Genomic DNA, 21,043 nt, shown 5'->3' with positions numbered 1-21,043 from the left:
GGGGCAGAGTCTACCCGTCCCCCAGCGCCGCCACCACGTCACGCAAGTAGCCGGCCTCGTCGCGCGCGGCCATGAGCCGGAAGCCCGCCTCGGCCACGCGCCGCCGCTCCTCGGGGCGGGCGAGCAGCGCGAGGCAGCGGTCGGCGAGCGCCTCGTAGGGCGCGAAGGCCACCCCCTCCTCGAACGCCGCCTCGGCCGCCGCGTCGGCGCCGCGCTCGGAGACCACGCAGCGGCGGTTCGCGAGCAGGTACGAGACCCGCACCACCTCGAACACCTTCGCCTCGAAGTAGTGCACGTTGAGGACGAGCCGGGCGCGGGCCACCAGCGCGTCACGGGCCGGCCCGTAGACGCCGAACGCGGCGTGGACGCGCGCGCCGCGCCGCTCGAGCTCCGCCAGGACGGCGCGGCGGCGCTCGTTGAGCGAGCCGTAGAAGAGGACGTCCAGGTCCTCCTCGGCCGGCGCGATCCGCGTGAGCTGGGGGACGTAGCCGACCGGCACCACCGCCGGACGCGGGACGCCCAGCCGCGCCAGCGCGTCGGCGTTGGCGGCCGCGTAGTCCCACACCGGGTAGGCGCGGAAGAGCGCCAGCAGCTCGGGGGTGATCCAGCTCGAGCCCTCGTCCACCTGCTCCAGGTTGTAGAGGATGGAGCCGGGCTGGAGGCGGGCGCCGGTGGCGGGGACGAGGTTCGCCCCGAGCACCAGGTGCCGCCGCCCCGGCAGCGAGGGGTCGGCCGTGAGCACCGCGTCGTGGCCGAGCGCGGCGAGCCCGTGCACGAGGGTCTCGGCCACCTCGTGGAAGGCGGCGCTGTGCGCGTAGCCGGGCGGAGAGATGACGGTCACCGCGAACCGGCGCCGCGCGGGCGCCAGGGCGGCTGCGCCCGACGGCGGCGCGGGGGGCGCGGTCCGAGGCGCGGCCGGCCTCGCGGTCCCGGCGGCGAGCCGCTCGAGCCGCTCCAGCCGGTGCGCCGCGGAGAAGCCCCGGGGCAGCCGCTCCCGCGCCTGCGCGAGGAAGAGCGCGGCGTCGCTCCCGGCGCCGAGGGCGAGGGCGGCGCCGGCGGCCAGCACCCAGCCGTCGGGCAGCTCGCCCAGGAGCGGCTCCAGCAGCGCCAGCGCCCGCGCCGGCTCGCCCAGCTCGAGGACCGCCTCCGCCCGCGCGAGCTGCGCCACGGGCTCGCCGGAGCGCTCGCGCAGGGCGGTCTCGGCCGCGCCGAGCGCCTCCGCCGGGCATCCCGCCAGCAGGAGCGCGTCGGCGGAGCGCGCCAGGGCGGCGGGGCCGTCCGAGGCGTCGGTGAACGGCTCGACGGGCAGCTCGACGCGGCTGGCGTCGGCGGCGCGGTAGGCGCGCACCGCCTCGGCGGCGCGGGCCGCCCGCTCCGGGCTGCCGGCGGGCGCGGCGAGCGCCCGCAGGTAGAGCGCCGCCCCGCGCAGGAAGTGGAGGTCGGGGTGGGGACCCTGCCGCTCCTCGGCGGCGCGGACGCTCTCGAGCGCGGTCTCCGGGTCGGCCCGGCGGAGCGCGGTGACCGCGCGCAGGCAGGCGAGGCGCTGGAGCGAGAGGTGGCGGGGCTGCCCGGCCGCGGCGGCCCAGCCGCGCTCGGCGGCCTGCGCCGCTCCCGCGACGTCGCCACCCTCGAGCAGCTCGGCGGCGAGGTACCCGAACGCCACGGCGTCGCCCGGCTCCAGCGCGCACCGCCGGCGCAGCAGGGCCTCGTTGCGCTCCCGCTTCTTCCTCGCCTCGCGCAGGGACGGGACGCCGCCCAGGTGCACGATCTCGCCGCCCTGGATCAGGGCCGCCTTGCTCCCGCGCTGCACGAACCAGTCGGCCACCGACTCGTGGATGATCCCGCGCCAGGCGAGCCCGCCGGCGTGGCGCAGGAGCCGCGGGAGCCGGCGCGGCGGTCCGGAGCGCTCGCGACCCGAGAGGACGTCCGCCGCCGCCGCGTCCAGCCGGGCCGCGTTGTGGAGGGTGAGCATGCCGACGTCGAAGCGCGCGCCCCGGACCGCCTCCCGGACGGCGCGCGCCGCGCCGGGGGCGAGGCGCTCGTCGGCGTCGAGCTGCAGGATCCAGTCGCCCACCGCGTGCTTGAGCGCGGTGTTCCGCGGCGCCGCGAAGTCGTCGCGCCAGGGCTCCTCGAACACCCGCGCCCCGGCCGCCCGCGCCAGCTCCCGGGTGCGGTCGGTGCTGCCGGTGTCGACGACCACCACGTCGTCGACCGCCCCGCGCACCGACGCGAGGCAGTCGGGGAGCATGCGCTCCTCGTTCCGGGCGATGAGGCAGAGCGAGATCCGGGCCACACCGCCGGGAGAGCAAGGAGGGGGCCAGGACCCCGGGCCCGCAACGGCGGGGGGTTACGCGCGCGTCAACGGCTTGACGCGCCCCGCTCGTCAGCGGGGTGACACGCACCCCCTCCGCTACTTGGGCTCGTACGTGCTCTTCACGTACAGGTCCCGCAGCTGCTTCGCGTCGACGTCGCCCGGGGCGCCGGTCATGAGGTCGGTCCCCTTCTGCGTCTTGGGCCACGCCACCACGTCGCGCAGGCTCTCGGCGCCGGTGAGGAGCATGACGAGCCGGTCCATGCCGAGGGCGATGCCGCCGTGCGGCGGCGCGCCCATCTTGAGCGCGTCGAGCAGGAAGCCGAACTTCGAGCGCGCCTCCTCGTCGCTGATGCCCATCGCCTTGAAGACGCGCGCCTGGACCGCCGGGTCGTGGAGGCGGATCGAGCCGCCGCCGATCTCGAAGCCGTTGAGGACGAGGTCGTAGCGCCAGCAGTAGACGCGGCCCGGGTCCGTCTCGAGGTAGGGCAGGTCCTGGTCGCGCGGGCGCGTGAACGCGTGGTGCGCGGCCGCCCACTTCCCGCTCTCCTCGTCGAACTCGAACAGCGGCGGGTCCACCACCCACAGGAACCGCCACTGCCCACCCGACCCGTACTCCGGGATGAGCCCCTGCTTCTTGGCCAGGTGCACGCGCAGGTTCGCCATCACCGTGTGCACGGTGGACGGCTTCCCGAACTGGAACAGGATGAGGTCGCCCGGCTCGGCCTTCACCGCGGCGTTGATGGCCTGCCGCAGCTCCGCGCTCATGGTCTTCGTGAGCGGCGACTGGGTCCACTCGCCGCCCTCGGCCATCTTGGCGCGGGCGAGGCCCTTCGCGCCCATGCCCTTCACGTACTCCTCGAGCTTGTCGATCTCGGTGCGCGAGAAGCTCATCGAGGCCGGCACGCGCATCGCCTTCACGATGCCGCCGGCGTCGACCGCGTCCTTCAGCATGGGCACCCCGCCGCCCGCGTGCTGCTTCACCAGCGCGGTGAGGTCGGTGTGGGGCATGTCGAAGCGGAGGTCGGGCTTGTCGTTGCCGTAATTTCCCATCGACTCGTCGAACGGCATGCGCTGGAAGGGGCGCGGGATCTCGACCCCGAGCACCTCCTTCCACAGCTTGACGATGAGCCCCTCCATCACGTCGAAGACGTCGTTCTGCTCGACGAAGCTCATCTCGACGTCGATCTGGGTGAACTCGGGCTGCCGGTCGAGGCGCAGGTCCTCGTCGCGGAAGCAGCGCACGATCTGGAAGTACCGGTCGAAGCCCGCGATCATGTAGAGCTGCTTGAAGAGCTGCGGGCTCTCCGCCAGCGCGTAGAACTTGCCGGGGTTGAGGCGCGACGGGACGAGGAAGTTGCGCGCCCCGCCCGGCGTGTACTTCACCATGAACGGCGTCTCGAGCTCGAGGAAGCGCTGCTCGGTGAAGTAGTTGCGGGTGAGGTGGTTCACCCGGGCGCGCGTGATGAGCGTCTTCTGCAGGGGCGCGCGGCGCAGGTCGAGGTAGCGGTACTGGAGCCGCTTCTCCTCCCCGGTGTCGATCTGGTCGTCGATCTGGAACGGCGCCGGCTCGGACCGGTTGAAGATCTCGAGGTCGGTGGCGTGCACCTCGATCTCGCCCGTCCGGAGCTTCGGGTTCACGTTCGAGCCGCGCGAGACCACCTTGCCGCGGACGCCCACGCAGAACTCGAGCCTGAGCTGACCCGCCAGCTCGTGGACGTCCGGCCGGACGTCCTCCTCGAACACGACCTGGGTGAGCCCCTCCCGGTCCCGCAGGTCGATGAAGACCGCCCCACCGTGGTCGCGCCGGTTGTGGACCCAGCCGTAGAGGATGACCTCCTGGCCGAGCTGCTCCTTGGTCAGTTCACCGCACGTGTGCGTGCGCTTGAGCTCCGTGATGAAGCGGGCCAAATGAGCCTCCGGAAAGTAGGGTGAGGCAGCTAACACTCGCGAATGCAGCGCGTCAAGGCGGGGCGTGCGAGCCCGGCCGGACCCCCGCGCCCGCCCTGCCGCCGCCCTGATTTCTATCCTTCTTACAGCACCCCGACGGGAAAAATGACATGGCGGGCCTGCGCGCGTCGGCTGGCCTCGCCAGATCGCTGCGGATGCGGGTGGCCTCACCGTTGCAACCGCGAGGGTGCGGGGCGCGGAGGAGCGGCGATGCAGACCAAGGAAGACCCGGCGTTCGATCCGATCTGCGGCAAGCGCGTGGATCCCATCGGCGCGCAGGCCGTCGAGTACAAGCGGCGGCGGTACTTCTTCTGCTCGGGGCACTGCAAGGAGCGCTTCGAGCGCCAGGCCGAGCGCCACCGCGTGCACGACCTGGCCCGCATGGGGGCGCTGTTCGCGCGCCAGAAGGTGCGCTGGGGCGTCGCCTGAGCGCGCCGCTCAGGGCGCGGGCTTCCGCAGGTCCCTGATCCGCAGCTGCAGCCGGCGCGAGCCGTCCCAGTCGTCGAACCCGAGCGTCACCGCGGCCTCGATCTCCCCCCCGCACGCCGCCAGCCGATCCCCCAGCGAGAAGCCGATCGCATCCAGCCCCGGCCGCAGAGCGAGCTTGAGGTGCGCCCCGCCGGCGCCCACGGTGCGCGCCCGGCGGGGCGTCGCCCTGACCGCGAAGAGCGGCTCGGGGTGCCCGGCCCCGAACGGCGCCAGCCGCTCGAGCGCGAGCGCCGCCTGCTCGGAGACGGCCTCCAGCTCGAAGCGCCCCTCGATGCGGCACCGCGGCACGAGGTCCTCGTCGGTGAGGTGCGCCGCCGCGAACGCCTCGAAGGCGGCGCGAAAAGCGGGCAGCGCCGCCGGGTCCACCGTCACGCCCGCCGCGTGCTTGTGGCCGCCGAACCGCTGCAGGTGACCGGCGCAGGCGGTGAGCGCCTCGTGGAGGTGGAAGGCCTCGATGCTGCGGCCGCTCCCCTTCCCCACCCCCTCGGCCACGCCGACGAGCACCGCCGGCCGGTGGAACCGCTCGACGATCCGCGAGGCGACGATGCCCACCACCCCCGGGTGCCAGCTGTCGCGCCACAGCACCAGGCCGCGGGCGCCGGCGGCGAGCCGCTCCTCGGCCTGCGCCACCGCCTCCTCCAGGATCTGGCGCTCGAGGTCCTGCCGGGCGCGGTTCTCGCGGTCGAGCTCGTCGGCCAGCGCCGCCGCCTCGGCCTCGTCGCGGGAGAGGAGCAGCCGCACGCCCCGGCCCGCGTCGTCGAGGCGCCCGGCGGCGTTGAGCCGGGGCCCGAGCCGGAAGCCGACCTGCCCCGCCCCCACGGCGGCGCCCTCGGCGAGGCCCGCCACCCGCTTCAAGGCGCGCAGGCCGGGGCGGCGCGTCCGCGCCAGCTCCTCGAGCCCCCACCGCACCAGGATCCGGTTCACACCGGTGAGCGCCACCACGTCGGCCACCGTCCCGAGCGCGACCAGATCGAGCGCCTCGCGGAGGTTCGGCTCCGGGCGGGCAGCGCCGAACCAGCCGGTCTCCCGCAGCCGCTTCCGCAGCGCCATGGCGAGGCAGAAGGTGACGCCGACCGCCGCCAGGGGCTTGAACGGGTAAGTGCAGCCGGGCTGGTGCGGGTTGAGGATGGCCACCGCGGCCGGCAGCTCCACCGGCACCGTGTGGTGGTCGACCACCACCGCGTCGAGGCCCAGCTCCGCCGCGGCGCGCACCTCCGCCACGCTGGTGATGCCGCAGTCGAGCGAGACGAGGAGCTTCGCGCCCCCCTCGGCGAGGCGCCGCACCGCGGCGGTGTTGAGGCCGTAGCCCTCCACCAGGCGGTGCGGGACGTAGGTGACCACGTCGCCCCCCGCCGCCCGCAGGAAGCCGGCCAGGAGCACGGTGGAGGTGACGCCGTCGACGTCGTAGTCGCCGTAGAGCGCGATCCGCTCGCCCGCCGCCAGCGCGCGGGCGAGCCGCGCCACCGCCCCCTCCATGCCCGACATGAGGAACGGGTCGGGCAGGTCGGCGAGCCGCGGGTCGAGGAAGCGCTGCGCCTCGGCGGGATCTCCGAGCCCGCGGCAGGCGAGCACGCGCGCCGCCAGCGGGTCGATCCCGAGCTCGCGCGCGAGCCGCGCGGCCGCCGCGTCGTCGCACCCCACGTCCACCCAGCGTCGCGCCAGCACGCAGCGGGAGTAGCACGGCGGCCTGACACGGCCCAGCGCCCGCGCGCTTCACGACCCGCTCCCCTGAGCGCTCACCGGCCCTGCGCCCGCGCCGCGGGCTCGTCGAGGACCTCTCGCACCTTGCGCAGGAGGGTCGCCGGGGTGAACGGCTTCGCGACGAACCGCACGCTCCGATCCTCCACGCCGTGGTGGACGACCGCCTCGTCGGTGTAGCCGGACATGAAGAGCACCCTCAGGTCGGCGTTCTTCTCGAGCAGCTCGCGGATCAGGGCGGTGCCGCTGGTGTGCGGCAGCACCACGTCGGCGAGGACCAGCGCGACGCCGCGCCCGTGGCGGGCGAAGAGCGCGCGCGCCTCGTCGGCGGACGCCGCCTCCAGCACCGCGTACCCGGCCTCCGCCAGGGCCTTCCGGGCGACGGTGCGGACGGGCGCGTCGTCCTCGACCACGAGGAGGGTCTCGGAGCCGCGGTGCCCCGCCGGGATCGGCCGCTCTCCCGCCGGCGCCGCCGCCTCGCCCCCTCGCGGCAGGAAGATCCGGAAGGTCGTGCCCTTCCCGACCGCGCTCGCGACCTCGACCTGGCCGCCGCTCTGCCGGACGATGCCGTAGACGGTGGCGAGGCCGAGGCCCGTCCCCTTCCCGCGCGGCTTGGTGGTGAAGAAGGGCTCGAACGCGTGCCGGAGCGTGCCGGCGTCCATGCCGGCGCCCGAGTCCGCCACCTCGACGAGCACGTGCGGGCCCGCGCACCCTGGCGGCAGGGCGCCGGCGTCCGGCGGCACGTTCCGGGTCGAGATGGCGAGCGTGCCGCCGGTCGGCATGGCCTCCCGCGCGTTCACGACCAGGTTCAGGATCATCTGCTCGAGCTGGCTCCGGTCGGCGAGCACCACGCTCGGCGCCGGGTCGAGCCGGAGGGTGAGCTCGACGTCCTCGCCGATGATCCGGCGGAGCATCCCGTTCATCTCCTGGAGCACCAGGTTCACGTCCAGGTTCTCGGGCTCCAGCACCTGCTTGCGGCTGAAGGCGAGGAGCTGCCGGGTGAGCGCCGCGGCGCGCTGCCCGGCGCGCTGGATCTCGAGGAGCTCCTCCCGCAGCGGCTCCCCCTCGCGGACCGCGTCCAGCGCGAAGGACGCGCAGCTCAGCACCACCGAGAGGATGTTGTTGAAGTCGTGCGCGATGCCGCCGGCGAGCCGCCCGATCCCCTCCAGCCGCTGCGCCTCGAGGAACTGCGCCTCGGCGCGCTTGCGCTGGGTGAGCTCGTGCTCCGCCTGGGCCGCCAGCCGCGCGCTCTCGGCGACCAGCCGGCGCTCGACGTCGGCGCGGGCGCGGGAGAGCCGCAGGTTGGCGTACACGCGCGCCAGGAGCACCCGCGCCGAGAAGGGCTTCATCACGTAGTCGTCGGCGCCGGTCTCGAACGCCAGCTCGGCCGCCTCCTCCCCGGCCCGCGCCGACAGGAGGATGACCGGCACCGTCCGCAGCGTCGGGTGGTCCCGCAGCGCGGAGAGGAGGCAGAGCCCGTCGAGGCGCGGCATCATGACGTCCGCGAGCACGACGTCGGGGCGGCGCCGCAGCGCGGCGTCGAGGGCCTCCGCGCCGTCCGCGACGGTCTCGACGTCGCAGTCGGCCCCGAGCAGCCGGCTCAGGTAGGCGCGCATGTCGGCGTTGTCGTCGGCGACCAGCACGCGCGGCCGCGCCTCCGGGGTCGCCGCCAGCGCCAGGGCTCCGCCGGGCGCGCCGCCGGGCTGCGCGGGGGCCCCCTCGGCGGGAGGGGGGTGGATCCAGCCCAGCACCTCGTCCACGTACGCCTGCGCGGACGCGGTGCGGCCCGGGTGGTGCTCGGGCTCGGCGACCTGGGCGGGCGGCAGGTGCGCGGTCCCCCAGGGCACCCGGACCCGGAACGTCGACCCTTCGCGAGGGACGCTCTCGACGGCGACCGTCCCCCCGTGCAGCTCGACGAGCTCCTTCACCAGCGCCAGGCCGATGCCGGACCCTTCGGCGCTCCGGCCCGGCGAGCGCTCCACCCGGTAGAAGCGGTCGAAGACGCGCGGGAGCTCGGCCGCGGGGATGCCTACCCCGGTGTCGCGGACGGTGAGCTCGCAGCCGCCGTCGCCCGGGCGCAGCCGGACCTCGATCTCGCCGCTCAGCGTGAACTTGAAGGCGTTGGACAGGAGGTTGAGGACGATCTTCTCCCACATGTCCAGGTCGACATGGACCGGCCGCGGCAGCGCCGGGCAGTCGACGCGGAGGCCGAGCCCGGCGCGCGCGCACGCCGAGTCGAAGCTGCTGGCGAGCTGGGCGGTGAGCCGGGCGAGGTCGGTCGGCTCGAAGCGGGCCTCGGCGCGCCCCGCCTCGAGCCGCGAGAACGCGAGCAGCGAGCTCACCAGCCGCAGCAGCCGCCGGCTGTTGCGATCGACGGCGCGGAGCTGCTCCGCCGCCCCGGGCGGCAGGTCCCGGCGCGCGAGCAGCTCCTCGACGACCCCCAGCGCGAGCGTGAGCGGCGTCCGGAACTCGTGGCTCACGTTGCCGAAGAACACCGTCTTGGCGCGGTCGAGGGCGGCGAGCCGGTCCGCGCGCTCGCGGGACTCCTGGTGGGCGCGGGCGCTCGACACCGCCGTGACGATCGACCCCGCCACCAGCTCGAGGAAGGTGCGGTAGTCGCCGCCCAGGGGGAGCCTGGGGCTGAGCCCCACCAGGAGGATCCCGAACGCCGGCGCCCCCTCCGCCGCGGCGAGCGGGAGCGCGAGCGCCGGGGCGGCCCCCGCGCTCCCGCTCGAGCCCAGGGTCGCCCGCGCCGGCGCCGCGGCGGGCTCGGGGCGCCGCGATCGCAGCGCGCGCGCCAGGAGCTCGGACCACGGATCCTCGCCAGGGCGCTCGAGCCCGACCCGCGGCGGCAGGCCGGCGCCGGCGGCGAGGCCCGAGCTCCCGGCCAGCAGGGCCCCGGCGCCCTGCGGCTCGACGAGGTAGACGGCCGAGAACCGGACGTCGTCCGGGTTCTCCGCGAGCGCGGCCAGCGCGCCCGCGCAGGCCTCCTCGGCTGAGGCCGCGGAGGCGGCGCGGGCCGCGAGGGCCTGCAGCGTCCGGAGCCGGCGGTGGGCGAGCACCTGCCCGGTGGTCTCCATGGCGGCGGTGTAGAAGCCCGCCACCGCGCCGGAGCCGTCGAGGATGGGGCTGTAGGAGAAGGTGAAGTAGCACTCCTCCGGGAAGCCGTGCCGCTCCAGCTCGAGGAGCTGGCCCTCGGACCAGGTCGCGCGGCCGGTGCGCTCGATCTCCTCGAACATCGGGCCGATCACCGGCCAGATCTCCGGGAACACCTCGCGGACGGGGGCGAGCGCGGCGTGCGGGTGGCGCGCGCCCATGATCGGGATGCCAGCATCGTTATAGAGCTGGAAGCGCTCCGGGCCCCAGTAGACGTACATCGGGAACCGCGTCGAGAGGCACATCCCGACGGCCGTCCGCAGCGGCTCCGGCCAGGACGCGAGGGGGCCGAGCGACGTCCGCGACCAGTCCTTCTCCAGGATGCGGCGCCCCATCTCGCTCCCGTCGTCGAGCGAAAGCGGCCACGGCCGAGCGACTCGGGAGGTGGGTGGAGTGCTCACGGCGTCTCCGGGGGGGCGCGTCCAGGATAGCGCGAGCCCCGCCGGTGCGCTCCAGCCGCAGGCTCCGGGTGCAGCGCGAGGGCGCGCCGACCGCCGCGACGTGCCGACGAGCGGAACGGGCTGGCCGGCGAGCCCCACCCCCGCGACGTGGCGCGGCCCCTGGCAGCCCACCGGGCGCGCGGGCGCCCAGCTGGCGGGATCCGCCCACCTGGCGCGACCCGCGAACGGTCCGGACGCCTGTTCGTGACCAACTTCACGCTGTATGGGTCGCGGGGAGGTGGAGCGCTGGGAGGGAGACGGGGGCGTCGTCCTGCGCCCCCCGGAGGAGCTCGATCGCTCGCACCTGGAGCTGCTCTGGACCGCGGCGAGCCGCGCGCTGCGGCGCTCGCCCCGCCGGATCGTCCTCGATCTCGAGGGCGTGACGCCCCTCGGCGCCGGCGGGGTGGCGCTGGTGCGCGAGCTCGAGCACCGGTGCCAGCGCCGCGGCGTCGTCGCGGGCGCCTCGCCCGCCGCCTCGGCGTTCCTCGAGTTCGTGCGTGGCCGGTCGCCCGATCGCCCGAGGGCCCCACACGCCCGGCGGACGCCCGGCGCGGTCCCGCTCGCCCGCAAGGCGGCCCGCGCCCGCGACGCCTTGCGCGCGTTCGTCGAGTTCGTGGGCAGGTTCACCGCGAGCGCAGGGCACCTCGCGGCGCGCCCCGGCGAGCTCCGCGTCCACGACGCCCTCTACCAGCTCCAGCGGGCGGGCGCCGACGGGATGTGGCTGATCGGCGGGCTCTCCGTGCTCCTGGGCGTCATCATGGCCTTCCAGGGGCCGCAGGCGACCACGGACGAGGCCGCCGCGTTCGCGCGCGCCATGAGCGGGGTCGTCTCCCGCCTGTCGACGCGGGTGCGGCACGATCTCTGCGCAGTCGCGGGCGACGCGGCGCGCGCCGAGCGCGGCGCGCGCCGTGAGGACCCATCCGACGCAGCGGAGGGCCGATGAGCACCTGGGAGCGGCCCCTGGTCGGCTCCGCCGCCCAGCGCGAGCTCGCGCCGCGGCCGCGCGAGCGCTCGCAGGTGTCGGTCAAGACGGCCGCCACCCTCTCCGCCACGGCGCTGGGCGTGTCCCTCGCGGCGTGGGTGGCCTGGAAGACGGCGGGCGCGCTCGTCCTCGCGCTCGTCGCGCTCCTCCTCGCCGTCGCGCTCGATCGCGCGGTGGGGTTCCTGCAGCGGCGCGGGCTCCGCCGCGGCGTCGCCATCGCGCTCGTCCTGGGCGCGGGGGCGGTGGTGCTGGCGGGGCTCGGCTGGCTGGTGGTCCCGAGGCTGGTGAAGCAGGCGTCGGCGCTGGTCGGCGCCGCGCCGGAGATCGCCCAGAAGGTCCGCGCCTCGGAGCCCTACCAGCTCCTGCAGCGGCACGTCGACCTGGAGGCGGTGCTCGGGCGGATCGGCGCGGCCGTGGGTCCCGCGCTCCAGGCGGTGGGGTGGACCGTCGAGGCGCTGGCTGCGGCGGTGACGGCGCTGTTCGTGACGATCTTCATGCTGACGAGCGGCCACCAGCTGCTCGAGGACCTCCTCGCGCAGGCGCGCCGGGAGCGGCGCGACGAGTACCGCGACGTGCTGGGCCAGGTCTACCGCGCGCTCTCGGGGTACGTCGCCGGCCACCTCGCCATCATCGGCCTGCAGGGGCTCGCGACCGTGATCGCGCTCGCCGTCGCCGGCGTCCCGTTCTTCCTGCCGCTCGGCGTCGTGAGCGCGCTCGCCAGCCTGGTCCCGTTTGCGGGCGTGATGGTGATGGGCACCGCCGTGTCGCTGCTCGCCTGGGCGACGAGCGGGGTGTGGGCGGGGGTCGGCGTCGCCGCGTACTACGTGATCTACCAGCAGCTCGAGAACCACGTGCTCTACCCGGTGATCTACCGGCACACCGTCGACGTGAACCCACTCGTCATCGTGCTGGCCGTCCTCTTCATGTGGGAGCTGGGCGGCATCCCGGGGGCGATCCTGGCCGTCCCCGCCGCCGCGGCGGGCCACATCGTCGTCGGCGAGCTGCTGCGGTACCGGCGCCGCCGGCTCGGCCTCCGCTGAGCCTGGCCGGTCAGAACATCTCACCGTGCGCGCCCCGGCGGGTCGCTAGATCGGGGCCTGCTGGTCGTAGAACTGCCAGTCCTCGCGCCAGCCGCCCCGCCCCTGGCCGATCCCGCGGTAGTCCGGGACGAGCGCGATCCGGCGCACGTACTTCACCATCGTGAAGCCGAGCTGCGTCTCGACGCGGACGCGCAGCGGCGCGCCGTGCGCCAGCGGCAGCGGCGCGCCGTTCATCTCGTCGGCCAGCAGCGTGCGGGGGTGCCGCGCCAGCGCCAGCTCGAGCGTGCCGTAGTAGCGGCCCGGGCCGGCCGGGTCCGGCTCGGACGCGCTCTTGTCGTCGAACGCCTCCAGCAGGACGAAGCGCGCCTCCGGCAGCGGGCGGCACAGCTCGAGCAGGTGCCGCAGCGGGACGCCGCCCCACTCCGCGATGGCGGACCACCCCTGGATGCAGCAGTGCAGCGAGATCTGCGTCTCGCGGGGCATGCCCCGGAGGTCCGCCAGCGAGAGCCGGAGCGGGCGCTCCACCCGCCCGCCGATCTCGAGCGTGTAGTCGGCGAACCCGCGCGCCGCGAGCGCCTGATACCCGGGGTCCCGCGGCGGGCGCCCGTTGACGCGGAAGTACGGCGAGACGTCGGCGCGCGTGTACGCGGGGCGGGACGGCGTCACCGCCATGAGCGGCCGGCGGGCGAGGTCGATGACCGCGCCCGTCCGGCGGTGGACCAGGTCGGGGCGGCGCCGGGAGTAGCGGGTGGCGACGACGTGGAACGCCACCACCAGCGCCAGCCCCAGGAGCCCGACGGCGAGCGCGAGCCCGCCCTGCGGGTGGTCGGTCTCGCCGAGCACGATGAGCGCGAGGTCGCGCGCCAGCCCGTGGAGCACGACCATCGCGACGTGCACCACCACGAACAGCCCGAAGGCGCACAGGCAGAGGAAGTGGACGCTCCGGGCGGCCTGCCGGCCGTGGAAGAGGCGGAGGTAGCCCGGGAAGCGGGCGGAGATGGCCGGGGACATGGCGAGCCCGGTGGCGATGGTGAGCGGGGAGAGCAGGAAGACCACCCCGAAGTAGGCGAGCTGCTGGAGCGCGTTGTAGCCGCCCGGCGCCTCGACCAGGTGGAGCGTGGCGTAGCCCGCCGCGGCGTGCCAGGCGGCGGGGAGGACGTGCCACGAGGTGGGGACGAGCCGGCGCCACGCGTCGGTCGCGAAGAGGAGGACGACGTAGGAGATCCCGGTCAGCAGCCAGCCCAGGTCGCCCAGGAAGTGCCAGTGCCGCCCCAGGCCCAGGCTGCGCCCGCCAGGCAAGGCGACCCAGGGCGAAAACGCCTCCTCCTCGTCGCGCGAGGTCCAAGGCGCGTGGGCCGGCAGCCGCTTGCGGGTGAGGCGCAGCCACTCGCTGCCCGGCGTGCAGTGATCGTTCCAGTAGAGCTTGGGGTGCGCCGCCAGGATCTGCAGCCCGCTCCGCAGCGACACGGAGAGGAAGAGCAGGTTGAAGTAGTGGGCCGCTCGCAGCCAGAGCGGGAACTCGAGCGCCATGGCCGCCTCACGCCCGCAGGGCGCGGTAGCCGACGACGGTCGCCGCGGCGGCCGCGGCGATCCCGGCGATCCACCCTCGGTGCATCCGCAGCCAAAGCTCGGCGCTCCACCCGCGGGCGCGCGCGTCGAAGTCGCCGTGGGCGCCGCGGTCGCCCGGGAGCGGCCGGTCCACGTCGTCCCGGCGCTCCGGCGACACGGGCTGGTCGGTCTGCTGGGCGGCGTACCCCATCCGGCCGAGATAGCGGTCGAGCAGCCCGGGGAAGAGCTTCTGGCCCAGGATCGCCTTGACGGCCGGCCACCCCACCCACAGCTCGCGCACCGGGTGATCGGCCACGTGCAGCACGGCGCGCGCGATGACCTCGGGCTGGAAGATGGGCGGCACCGGCTGCGGGTGGTTCGGCAGGCGCGAGCGCACCACGTCGAACTGCGGCGTGTTGACGGCGGGGAGCTGCACCATCGAGAGCCGCACGTGGCTGCCGTCGTGGTACAGCTCGCACCGCAGCGAGTCGGTGAAGCCGCGGATGGCCGCCTTGCTGGCGCAGTAGGCGCTCTGCAGCGGGATCGAGCGGTAGACCAGCGCCGAGCCGATCTGGATCACCTGGCCACGGTCGCGCGGCAGCATGTGCTTGAGCGCCGCCTGGGTCCCGTGGACGAAGCCCAGGTAGTCCACCTCGGTGACGCGCCGGTACTCCTCCGCCTTCATCTGCTTGACCGGCGCGAAGACGCTCACCATCGCGTCGTTCACCCACACGTCGATCCGGCCCCAGCGCGCCACCACCTCGTCGGCCGCCTGCTCCACCGCCGCCGCGTCGGCCACGTCGAGGGGCAAGACCATCGCCTCGCCCCCGGCGCGCTCGATCTCGCGCGCCGCGTCCTCCAGCGCCTCGCGCGTCCGGGCGATGAGCCCCACCTTCGCGCCTCGCTGGCCGAACGCGCGCGCCACCGCGCGGCCGACGCCCGCCGACGCCCCCGTCACCACCACCACCCGATCCCGGACCTTCCGTGCCATGTCCCCTCCCCTGCTGGTGAGCAGCTCCCCTCCTCAGCGCTCCACGCGCGGCTCGACCCGCCGCCACCCTTCGGGCAGGCCGGTCACCTCGGCCTCGGCGCCGCCGCCGCGGACCCGCACCGCCACGTCGATCCGGCCCCCGCCGGCCGGGATGCCCCGCAGCGCGAGCCGCGACATCCCTGCGAGCGGCAGCGGCGCCACCGCGACCTCGCGCTCCAGCGCGTCGACCTCGAGCCCGAGCGCGGCGCGGGTGACGAGCGCCACGGCGCCCGACGCCCACGCCTGCGGCCGGCAGGCGGTCGGGTACCGCACCGGGGTGGCGTACTCGCGCGCCGGGTAGCCGCAGAACAGCTCGGGCGGCTCGGCGTCGGGGAAGGCGCCCAGGGCGCCGAGCAGCGCGTCCGCCAGGCGGGTCGCCTCGTCGCGCAGCCCGTAGCGGACCAGGCCGGCCAGGATGAGGGCGTTGTCGTGCGGCCAGACGCTCCCGCCGTGGTAGCTCACCGGGTTGTAGCCGCCCTCGCGCGCGCCCATGGTGCGGACGCCGAACCCGCTGAACAGCTCCTCCCCGAGGAGCACGCGGGCGATGGCGCGCGCGTGGTCCGCGTCGACCGCGCCCGCCCAGAGCAGGTGGCCCGGGTTGGAGGTGAGTGCGTCGACGGGCCGCTTCCGGCCGTCGAGCGCCTCGGCGTAGAAGGCGCGATCGGGCAGCCAGTAGCGCTCCCGCAGCCGCCGCCGCAACGCCGCCGCCTCCTCCTCCAGCCGCTCGGCCTCGTCGGCGGCGCCCAGCCGCCGCGCCAGCTCGGCGGTCCGCCGCCGGGCGTCGTAGGCGTACCCCTGCACCTCCACCAGCGCGATGGGGGCATCGGCGATGCGCCCGTCGCGGAAGCGGACGGAGTCGGTCGAGTCCTTCCACCCCTGGTTGACGAGGCCCACCTCGGAGTCGCGCTGGTACTCGAGGAGTCCGTCGCCGTCGCGGTCGCCGTAGCGACGCATCCACTCCACGGCCGCGCGGACGTGGTCCCACGCGCTCCGGGCGAAGGCGAGGTCGCCGGTGGCGCGCACGTACTCGGAGAGCGTGACGAGGTAGAGCGGGGTGGCGTCGATCGTGCCGTAGTAAGGGTAGGTCGGGATGAGCTCGCGCGCGGCCGGCGTCAGCGGGCCACGCCGGTACTCGTGCAGGATCTTCCCGGGCGCCTCCTCCGAGACCCGGTCGACCTTCGTCCCCTGCAGCCGCGCCAGGGCGCGCAGGGTGCCGCGCGCGAGGGCCGGATCGTGCAGCATCGTCTCGTAGGAGGCGATCAGGCTGTCGCGGCCGAACAGGTCCATGTACCAGGGGATCCCGGCGGCGATGGCGTACTCGCCCCCGCCGGCCCCGTCGTCCCCGCCGCCGCGCTCCGCCTTGATGCGCAGCGCCGCCAGGTCGCGCGAGGCCTGGTCGAAGGCGCGCGCCAGCACGGGGTGATCGCTCTCGAGCCGCGGCATCTGCCGGCCGAGGGCGCGCCGCCGCTCGCGCGCGGCGTCCGCCTGCGCCGCCGAGGGCCGGGAGGGCCGCGGGCGGTCCCCCAGGGAGGGCGCGACCTCGACCGCCAGGCGCCAGCGCCCGCGCGGCCCCAGCGCGAGCCGGAAGCGCGCCTCGCGCCCGCGCAGCTCGTCGGGGGCCTCGCTGAACGTCAACGCGGTGCGGTGAGGCGAGCCGCCCTCGTCGAGCTCGAGCACCACCTCGCGGCCGCCGTGGACGGCGGTGCGCACCCGCGGCGCCCAGCCGCTGCCCTCGCCCCCCGCGGCGCGCTTCTTCACGGTGAGGATGTACTCGAAGTCGGTGTCGAAGCCGACGCTCAGCGTGAAGCGCGCCGCCTCGCCCGAGAAGTTCTCGACCGCGATCGTCTCGAGCAGCGCGTCCCCCAGCTCGCGGTGCACCGCGATGCCCAGCGTGGAGCGGCGGACCCCGTCGAGCGGCGGGTTGGTCAGGAAGTGCCAGGCCTCGCCGGCGTGCGGGGTCGAGGGCTGCAGCAGGACGGGCACCTGCCCGTCCAGCCGGAGCTCGTGCCGGGACAGGAACCGGGTGTCGAGGTGGAACAGCCCGCCGTCGGCCTCCGGGGCGAAGTCGCCCCGGTCGTCGCACACCAGGAACGTCGTCCCCTCGTGCAGCGTCACCGCCATCGCGCGTGCCCCCTCTCCCCGGCGCCGGCCGAGACGGTCTTCAGCGCCGCGCGCAGCTCGTCCCCGGCCACCACGGCCCACGCGATGGCGATCGAGAGGGCGGCAGAGCACAGGCACAGCGTGCAGCCGGCGCGGACGACGAGGACCTGGACGGCCGTCAGCGCGACCCCGGCGACGCCGAGCGCGACCGCCACCGCCGAGAACGCCAGCACGAGCCAGGGATGCGTGCGCCAGCGCTCCGCGCCTCCGACCAGATCGAGCGCGAGCTCCACCGCGTACGCGGCGGCGCCGGCGGCGGCGTCGGGCACCGGGAGCAGGCGCGACACCACCGAGTGCAGCACGCGGGCGCTGCTGGCCGGGCCGAAGACGGGATCCCAGGGCGCGGCCACCGCGCCGAGCTGGTACGCGGCCAGGTAGCCGGAGACGAGGAGTCCGGCCGACGCCAGCGCGGCGAGGGCGATTCGGTCGCGCCAGCGCGAGGGATCGGAGGGAGCGTGCGACACGGCGGAGGCGCCCGCGCGCGCGGCCCAGCGGGATCGCGGGCGAGCGTCGCAGGAGGGCGTCGGTTCCACCCAAGAGGTGCGCACGGCGGCGGCTCACGGCCACCCGTCGCCGCTCACGCCACCCCGCCGCTCGGCGGCGCGGGCGCCGAGCCCCCGCACGCCGCCGCGCCGTCCGCTGCGCGGTCGCGGGAGCGGCCGCGCCCTCGGGGGTCCCGGCCGAGCCTGGCCGCCCCGAGACGCCAGGAGCCCGGGCGCCGTGAGGCGCGCGGGCTCCTGGGTACTGGCGGCGATGGGGCGCGGCGGGTCAGCGCGCGGCGCGCGCGGGCTCGCGGTCGGCGCGGGCTGGGGCGCCCTTCTTCGCGGCGCGCTCCTCGAGCCAGATGGTCATCGGGGCGGCGATGAACCAGGTCGAGTAGGTGCCGGAGATGATGCCCATCATCATGGCGGCGGAGAAGTCGAAGATGGTGCCGACGCCGTAGACGAGCAGGCCGATGAGGGAGAGCGCGGTCGCGAACGAGGTGAGGAAGGTCCGGCCCAGGACCTCGTTGATGGACTCGTTCACCAGGTCGCCGAGCTTCTTGCCCTTGTGCCTGGCCGCGTTCTCGCGGATGCGGTCGTAGACCACCACCGTGTCGTTCACCGAGTAGCCGACGACGGTCAGGATGACCGCCACCGAGGTCAGGTTGAACTCGCGGCCGCTGAAGGCGAAGTAGCCGAGCGTGATGACCGCGTCGTGGATGATGGCGATGATGACGCCCGGGCTGAAGCGGAAGTCGAAGCGCAGGCCGATGTACACGACGATGAGCGCCATCGCGTAGAGGACGGCCTTGAAGCCCTGGTTGCGGAGCTCGCGCCCCACCGCCGGGCCGACGTACTCGACGCGCCGGACGTCGGGCTTCGCCTCGGCGAAGCGCGCCGACAGGTCGCGCTCGATCTTGTCCTGGATGCCCTGCGTGATGACGGCGAAGGACTTCGTGCCGGCCGTGAGGCCGGCCTCCTCCCGCACCTCGCGCACCCGGACCCCGGCCGACTCCACCGCCGCCCGGAGCTGGTCCGGGGTGGGCGGCGTGCCCTGGAACTGGAAGTCGACCTTGTCGCCCACGTCCGGGTTGAAGTGGGGCGTGCCCTGGACCGGGAACTTGGCCTCGACCGCCTTCACCACGCGGTCGACGTCGGCCTGGCTCATGAGCGCGATGCGGCCGACGCGGATGAGGTAGGTGTGGTCGCTCTCGGCGCCGTAGGTCTGCACGGAGGCGTCGGTGAAGCCGAGCTCCTCCACGCCCTTGCGGATGGCGCCCGGGTCGACCGCCTGCTCGAACCGGACCTCCATCTCGGTGCCGCCGGCGAAGTCGACGCCGAAGTTGAGGCCGTGGAAGACGGCCCAGAGGATCACCGCCGCGTTCGCGAGCAGCGACAGCGTCACCGCGATGTGGCGCTTCCCGACGAAGTCGAACTTCGTGTCGTGCGGGATGAGGTCGAAGGTCTTGAATTGCATCAGACGCTCAGGCGCGCCGTGTCGCGACGCGTGAAGAAGTCCATGAAGGCGCGGGTCACCACGATGGAGGTGAACATCGAGGCGACGAGGCCGATGATGAGGGTCACCGCGAAGCCGCGCACCGGTCCGGAGCCGTACTGCATGAGGACGACGCCGGCGACGAGGGTGGTGACGTGGCTGTCGACGATGGTCCAGAAGACCTTGTCGTAGCCCTGCTCCACCGCCTGCCGGACGGTGCGGCCCGCGCGCAGCTCCTCGCGGATGCGCTCGTTGATGAGCACGTTCGCGTCCACCGCCATGCCGAGCGTGAGCACGAAGCCGGCGATGCCGGGCAGGGTCAGGGTCGAGCCGATGATGCTCATGATGGCGAGCACCAGCAGCGCGTTCAGCACCAGCGCCAGGTCTGCGATGAGGCCGGTCGCCCGGTAGTAGAGGATCATGAACGCCACCACCAGGAGGAGCCCCACCAGCGCGGCGGTGGTGCCCTTCTTGATGAGCTCGGGCCCGAGCGTGGCGCCGACGGTGCGCTCCTCGAAGATGGTCACCGGGGCGGGCAGCGCGCCCGCCTTCAGCACGAGCGCGATCTCGTTCGCCTCCTCGAACATCTGCTGGTAGGGGCGGTTCGAGCCCAGCGTGATCTGGCCGTTGGTGGAGATCTTGCCCTGGATGTAGGGGGCGGTCTCGACCTTGCCGTCGAGCACCGTCGCCATGCGGCGGCCCAGGTTCTGGGTGGTGAGCTTCTCCATGAGGCGTCCGCCCTCGGGCGTCATGGTGAAGACCACCACCGGCTTGCCGGCGCCCTGCGAGTTGTCCATCGCCGCGCGCGCGTCGGAGATGTAGTCGCCGGTGAGCTCGGTCTTCCCGTGCAGGAGGTAGGTCCGGTAGAAGCGGTCCTTCACCGGACCCGCGCCGATCGTGCCCTCGCCGACGCCGATCTCGTCGCCGGGCGGCAGGAGCGGCTTCGCGGCCTTGTCCACCGCCGCGTCGAGCTGGGCGCGCGTGTTGGCGGCGACGAAGGTGGCCTGGCGGGCCTGGCCGCCGGGCAGCTCCACGCCCTCCACCGACCAGCAGCCGCCCTCGGGCAGCGGCGCCCGCAGGAGGCCCTGGTCCACCGGGCAGGCCGGGAGCGCGGCGCGGACGCCGTCGAGCGCCGCCGAGTCGTCGTCGGTGATCTTGAACTCGAGCTGGGCGGTGCGGCCGAGCAGCTCCTTCGCCTTCTCCGGATCCTTGAAGCCGGGGAGCTGGATCTGGATCTGGTTGTTGCTCTTGCGCTTGATGTCCGGCTCGGAGACGCCCCACTTGTCGACGCGGTTGCGGATGGTCTTCTCCGCCTGGTCGACCGCCTTGGCCTGGAAGTCCTGCAGCACCTTCGACTTGAAGGCGAAGTAGACCGTGCCCTGCGGCGCGCCCGAGGGGGAGGTGAGCTCGGAGCCGTACTGGTCGAGCACGATCGACTCGACCCGCTTCGGGTCGGAGGTCTTGACCGCGATGCGCGCGCCGTCCGGCGTCGGGGCGGAGGCCTCGACCGGCAGCTTCTTCTCGCGCAGGAAGTCGGCGATCTCGTCCGCGCGGCGGGCGACCTTCGCCTTCACGGCGCGGTCGACGTCGACGCCCATGGCGAGGTGGATGCCGCCCTGCAGGTCGAGGCCGAGGTTGAGGTGCTTGCGCGCGCTCGGGGCCCAGCTCGGCACCGACTGGTCGTACTTCTCGCCGTTGCGCTCGGAGGGCGGCAGCTGGAAGTAGAACCAGCTCGGCACGAGCTGGTACAGGCTGAAGACGAGGACGCCCGCGATGAGGGCGATCCGCAGATACCAGTTCCGTTCCATTTACTTCTTCGCCTCCACCTTCGCGGGCTCGGCGGCCTCGCCCTTCTCCTTGAACTCGCCGCCGACGAACTGCTTCAGCACGCGGACCTTCCCGGCGCCGATCTCGAGCAGCACCGCCTGGTCCTCGACCTGGACGACGGTCCCGATGATCCCGCCCTGGGTCCAGACCTTGTCGCCCTTCTTGAGGTTCTGGCGGAAGGTCTCGACCTTCTTCCGCTCCTTGCTCTGCGGCCGCCAGAGCACGAAGTAGAAGACGCCGAACATGAGCAGCAGCATGAGCGGCATCGACATGGGGCCACCGAGCGCGCCACCCCCGTCGGGAGCGGTCTGGCTCAGGAAAGCCGCGAAGGCCTGGTGCATGCGATCTCCATGAAAGCGGAAAAAGTGCCGTCTTTTAGCAGGATTTGGGCCGCGATCGCAACGGGTAACGCGCCGGGCCCGACCCAGCCCCGAG

Annotated in this window: 14 protein-coding genes; 3 read left to right on the top strand and 11 right to left on the bottom strand. The window is 74.5% G+C overall.

The genetic code is table 11. The features are described 5' to 3' along the window. Positions 1-10: 10 nt before the first annotated feature. Entirely contained in the window at positions 11-2,293 is a 2,283-nt protein-coding gene (locus tag HWY08_RS21885) for a glycosyltransferase (protein ID WP_235969625.1), read from the bottom strand. Between the two features lie 117 nt (positions 2,294-2,410). Further along, positions 2,411-4,222, bottom strand: a complete 1,812-nt coding sequence (gene aspS, locus HWY08_RS13460) for an aspartate--tRNA ligase (RefSeq protein WP_176066011.1) — start codon at positions 4,220-4,222, stop codon at positions 2,411-2,413. A gap of 249 nt (positions 4,223-4,471) precedes the next feature. Between aspS and HWY08_RS13455 the strand changes: the two genes are divergently transcribed. Next, positions 4,472-4,690: a YHS domain-containing protein gene (locus HWY08_RS13455; protein WP_176066009.1), complete on the top strand. Its 219-nt coding sequence runs from the start codon at positions 4,472-4,474 to the stop codon at positions 4,688-4,690. Positions 4,691-4,699: 9 nt separating this feature from the next. Here the strand turns inward: HWY08_RS13455 and recJ are convergent, their stop codons facing one another. Continuing rightward, on the bottom strand, positions 4,700-6,415 hold the full coding sequence (gene recJ / locus HWY08_RS13450) for a single-stranded-DNA-specific exonuclease RecJ (RefSeq protein ID WP_235969624.1): 1,716 nt from the start codon (positions 6,413-6,415) through the stop codon (positions 4,700-4,702). 71 nt (positions 6,416-6,486) lie between these two features. Continuing rightward, positions 6,487-9,939 (bottom strand): ATP-binding response regulator, encoded by a 3,453-nt coding sequence (locus tag HWY08_RS13445; protein WP_176066007.1) that lies wholly within the window; start codon positions 9,937-9,939, stop codon positions 6,487-6,489. A gap of 328 nt (positions 9,940-10,267) precedes the next feature. On the opposite strand from HWY08_RS13445, the gene HWY08_RS13440 reads away from it, so the two are divergent. Together HWY08_RS13440 and HWY08_RS13435 are read left to right on the top strand one after the other, a co-directional pair. After that, the gene (locus HWY08_RS13440) at positions 10,268-10,987 is read left to right on the top strand and encodes an STAS domain-containing protein (protein WP_176066004.1); all 720 of its coding nucleotides are present in this window, start codon (positions 10,268-10,270) and stop codon (positions 10,985-10,987) included. Then, complete coding sequence (locus HWY08_RS13435; protein WP_176066003.1) at positions 10,984-12,066, top strand: AI-2E family transporter; 1,083 nt, start codon at positions 10,984-10,986, stop codon at positions 12,064-12,066. Before HWY08_RS13440 ends, HWY08_RS13435 begins: the two co-directional genes overlap by 4 nt. A gap of 45 nt (positions 12,067-12,111) precedes the next feature. On the opposite strand, the gene HWY08_RS13430 is transcribed toward HWY08_RS13435, so the two are convergent. The 7 genes from HWY08_RS13430 to yajC form a co-directional block, all read right to left on the bottom strand. Then, entirely contained in the window at positions 12,112-13,596 is a 1,485-nt protein-coding gene (locus HWY08_RS13430) for a molybdopterin-dependent oxidoreductase (RefSeq protein ID WP_176066001.1), read from the bottom strand. 7 nt (positions 13,597-13,603) lie between these two features. Beyond that, complete coding sequence (locus tag HWY08_RS13425) at positions 13,604-14,605, bottom strand: SDR family oxidoreductase (protein WP_176065999.1); 1,002 nt, start codon at positions 14,603-14,605, stop codon at positions 13,604-13,606. Between the two features lie 33 nt (positions 14,606-14,638). Further along, positions 14,639-16,765 (bottom strand): amylo-alpha-1,6-glucosidase, encoded by a 2,127-nt coding sequence (locus HWY08_RS13420; protein ID WP_176065997.1) that lies wholly within the window; start codon positions 16,763-16,765, stop codon positions 14,639-14,641. Next, a complete protein-coding gene (locus HWY08_RS13415; RefSeq protein WP_176065995.1) occupies positions 16,756-17,268 on the bottom strand; it encodes a vitamin K epoxide reductase family protein in 513 nt (170 codons plus the stop codon). The genes HWY08_RS13420 and HWY08_RS13415 overlap by 10 nt, the downstream gene beginning before the upstream one ends. Before the next feature lie 304 nt (positions 17,269-17,572). Beyond that, positions 17,573-18,763, bottom strand: coding sequence for a protein translocase subunit SecF (secF, locus tag HWY08_RS13410; protein WP_176065993.1), 1,191 nt, complete (start codon positions 18,761-18,763; stop codon positions 17,573-17,575). Beyond that, a complete protein-coding gene (gene secD / locus HWY08_RS13405) occupies positions 18,763-20,589 on the bottom strand; it encodes a protein translocase subunit SecD (RefSeq protein WP_176065991.1) in 1,827 nt (608 codons plus the stop codon). The genes secF and secD overlap by 1 nt, the downstream gene beginning before the upstream one ends. Beyond that, the gene (gene yajC / locus HWY08_RS13400) at positions 20,590-20,949 is read right to left on the bottom strand and encodes a preprotein translocase subunit YajC (RefSeq protein WP_176065989.1); all 360 of its coding nucleotides are present in this window, start codon (positions 20,947-20,949) and stop codon (positions 20,590-20,592) included. Positions 20,950-21,043 lie beyond the last annotated feature (94 nt).

Origin of the sequence: Anaeromyxobacter diazotrophicus (assembly GCF_013340205.1) — a bacterium.
In the GTDB taxonomy this organism is placed as follows: domain Bacteria; phylum Myxococcota; class Myxococcia; order Myxococcales; family Anaeromyxobacteraceae; genus Anaeromyxobacter_A; species Anaeromyxobacter_A diazotrophicus.
The sequence above is the reverse complement of the archived record's forward strand: the minus strand, read 5'-3'. Positions and strand labels throughout refer to the sequence as shown.

Excerpts from the sequence above, each read along its gene's own strand:
- HWY08_RS13455 (WP_176066009.1), top strand. The coding sequence starts at position 4,472 with ATGCAGACCAAGGAAGACCCGGCGTTCGATCCGATCTGCGGCAAGCGC.
- HWY08_RS13445 (WP_176066007.1), bottom strand. The coding sequence starts at position 9,939 with ATGGGGCGCCGCATCCTGGAGAAGGACTGGTCGCGGACGTCGCTCGGC.
- HWY08_RS13440 (WP_176066004.1), top strand. The coding sequence starts at position 10,268 with ATGGGTCGCGGGGAGGTGGAGCGCTGGGAGGGAGACGGGGGCGTCGTC.
- HWY08_RS13435 (WP_176066003.1), top strand. The coding sequence starts at position 10,984 with ATGAGCACCTGGGAGCGGCCCCTGGTCGGCTCCGCCGCCCAGCGCGAG.
- HWY08_RS13430 (WP_176066001.1), bottom strand. The coding sequence starts at position 13,596 with ATGGCGCTCGAGTTCCCGCTCTGGCTGCGAGCGGCCCACTACTTCAAC.
- HWY08_RS13425 (WP_176065999.1), bottom strand. The coding sequence starts at position 14,605 with ATGGCACGGAAGGTCCGGGATCGGGTGGTGGTGGTGACGGGGGCGTCG.
- HWY08_RS13420 (WP_176065997.1), bottom strand. The coding sequence starts at position 16,765 with ATGGCGGTGACGCTGCACGAGGGGACGACGTTCCTGGTGTGCGACGAC.
- secF (WP_176065993.1), bottom strand. The coding sequence starts at position 18,763 with ATGCAATTCAAGACCTTCGACCTCATCCCGCACGACACGAAGTTCGAC.
- secD (WP_176065991.1), bottom strand. The coding sequence starts at position 20,589 with ATGGAACGGAACTGGTATCTGCGGATCGCCCTCATCGCGGGCGTCCTC.
- yajC (WP_176065989.1), bottom strand. The coding sequence starts at position 20,949 with ATGCACCAGGCCTTCGCGGCTTTCCTGAGCCAGACCGCTCCCGACGGG.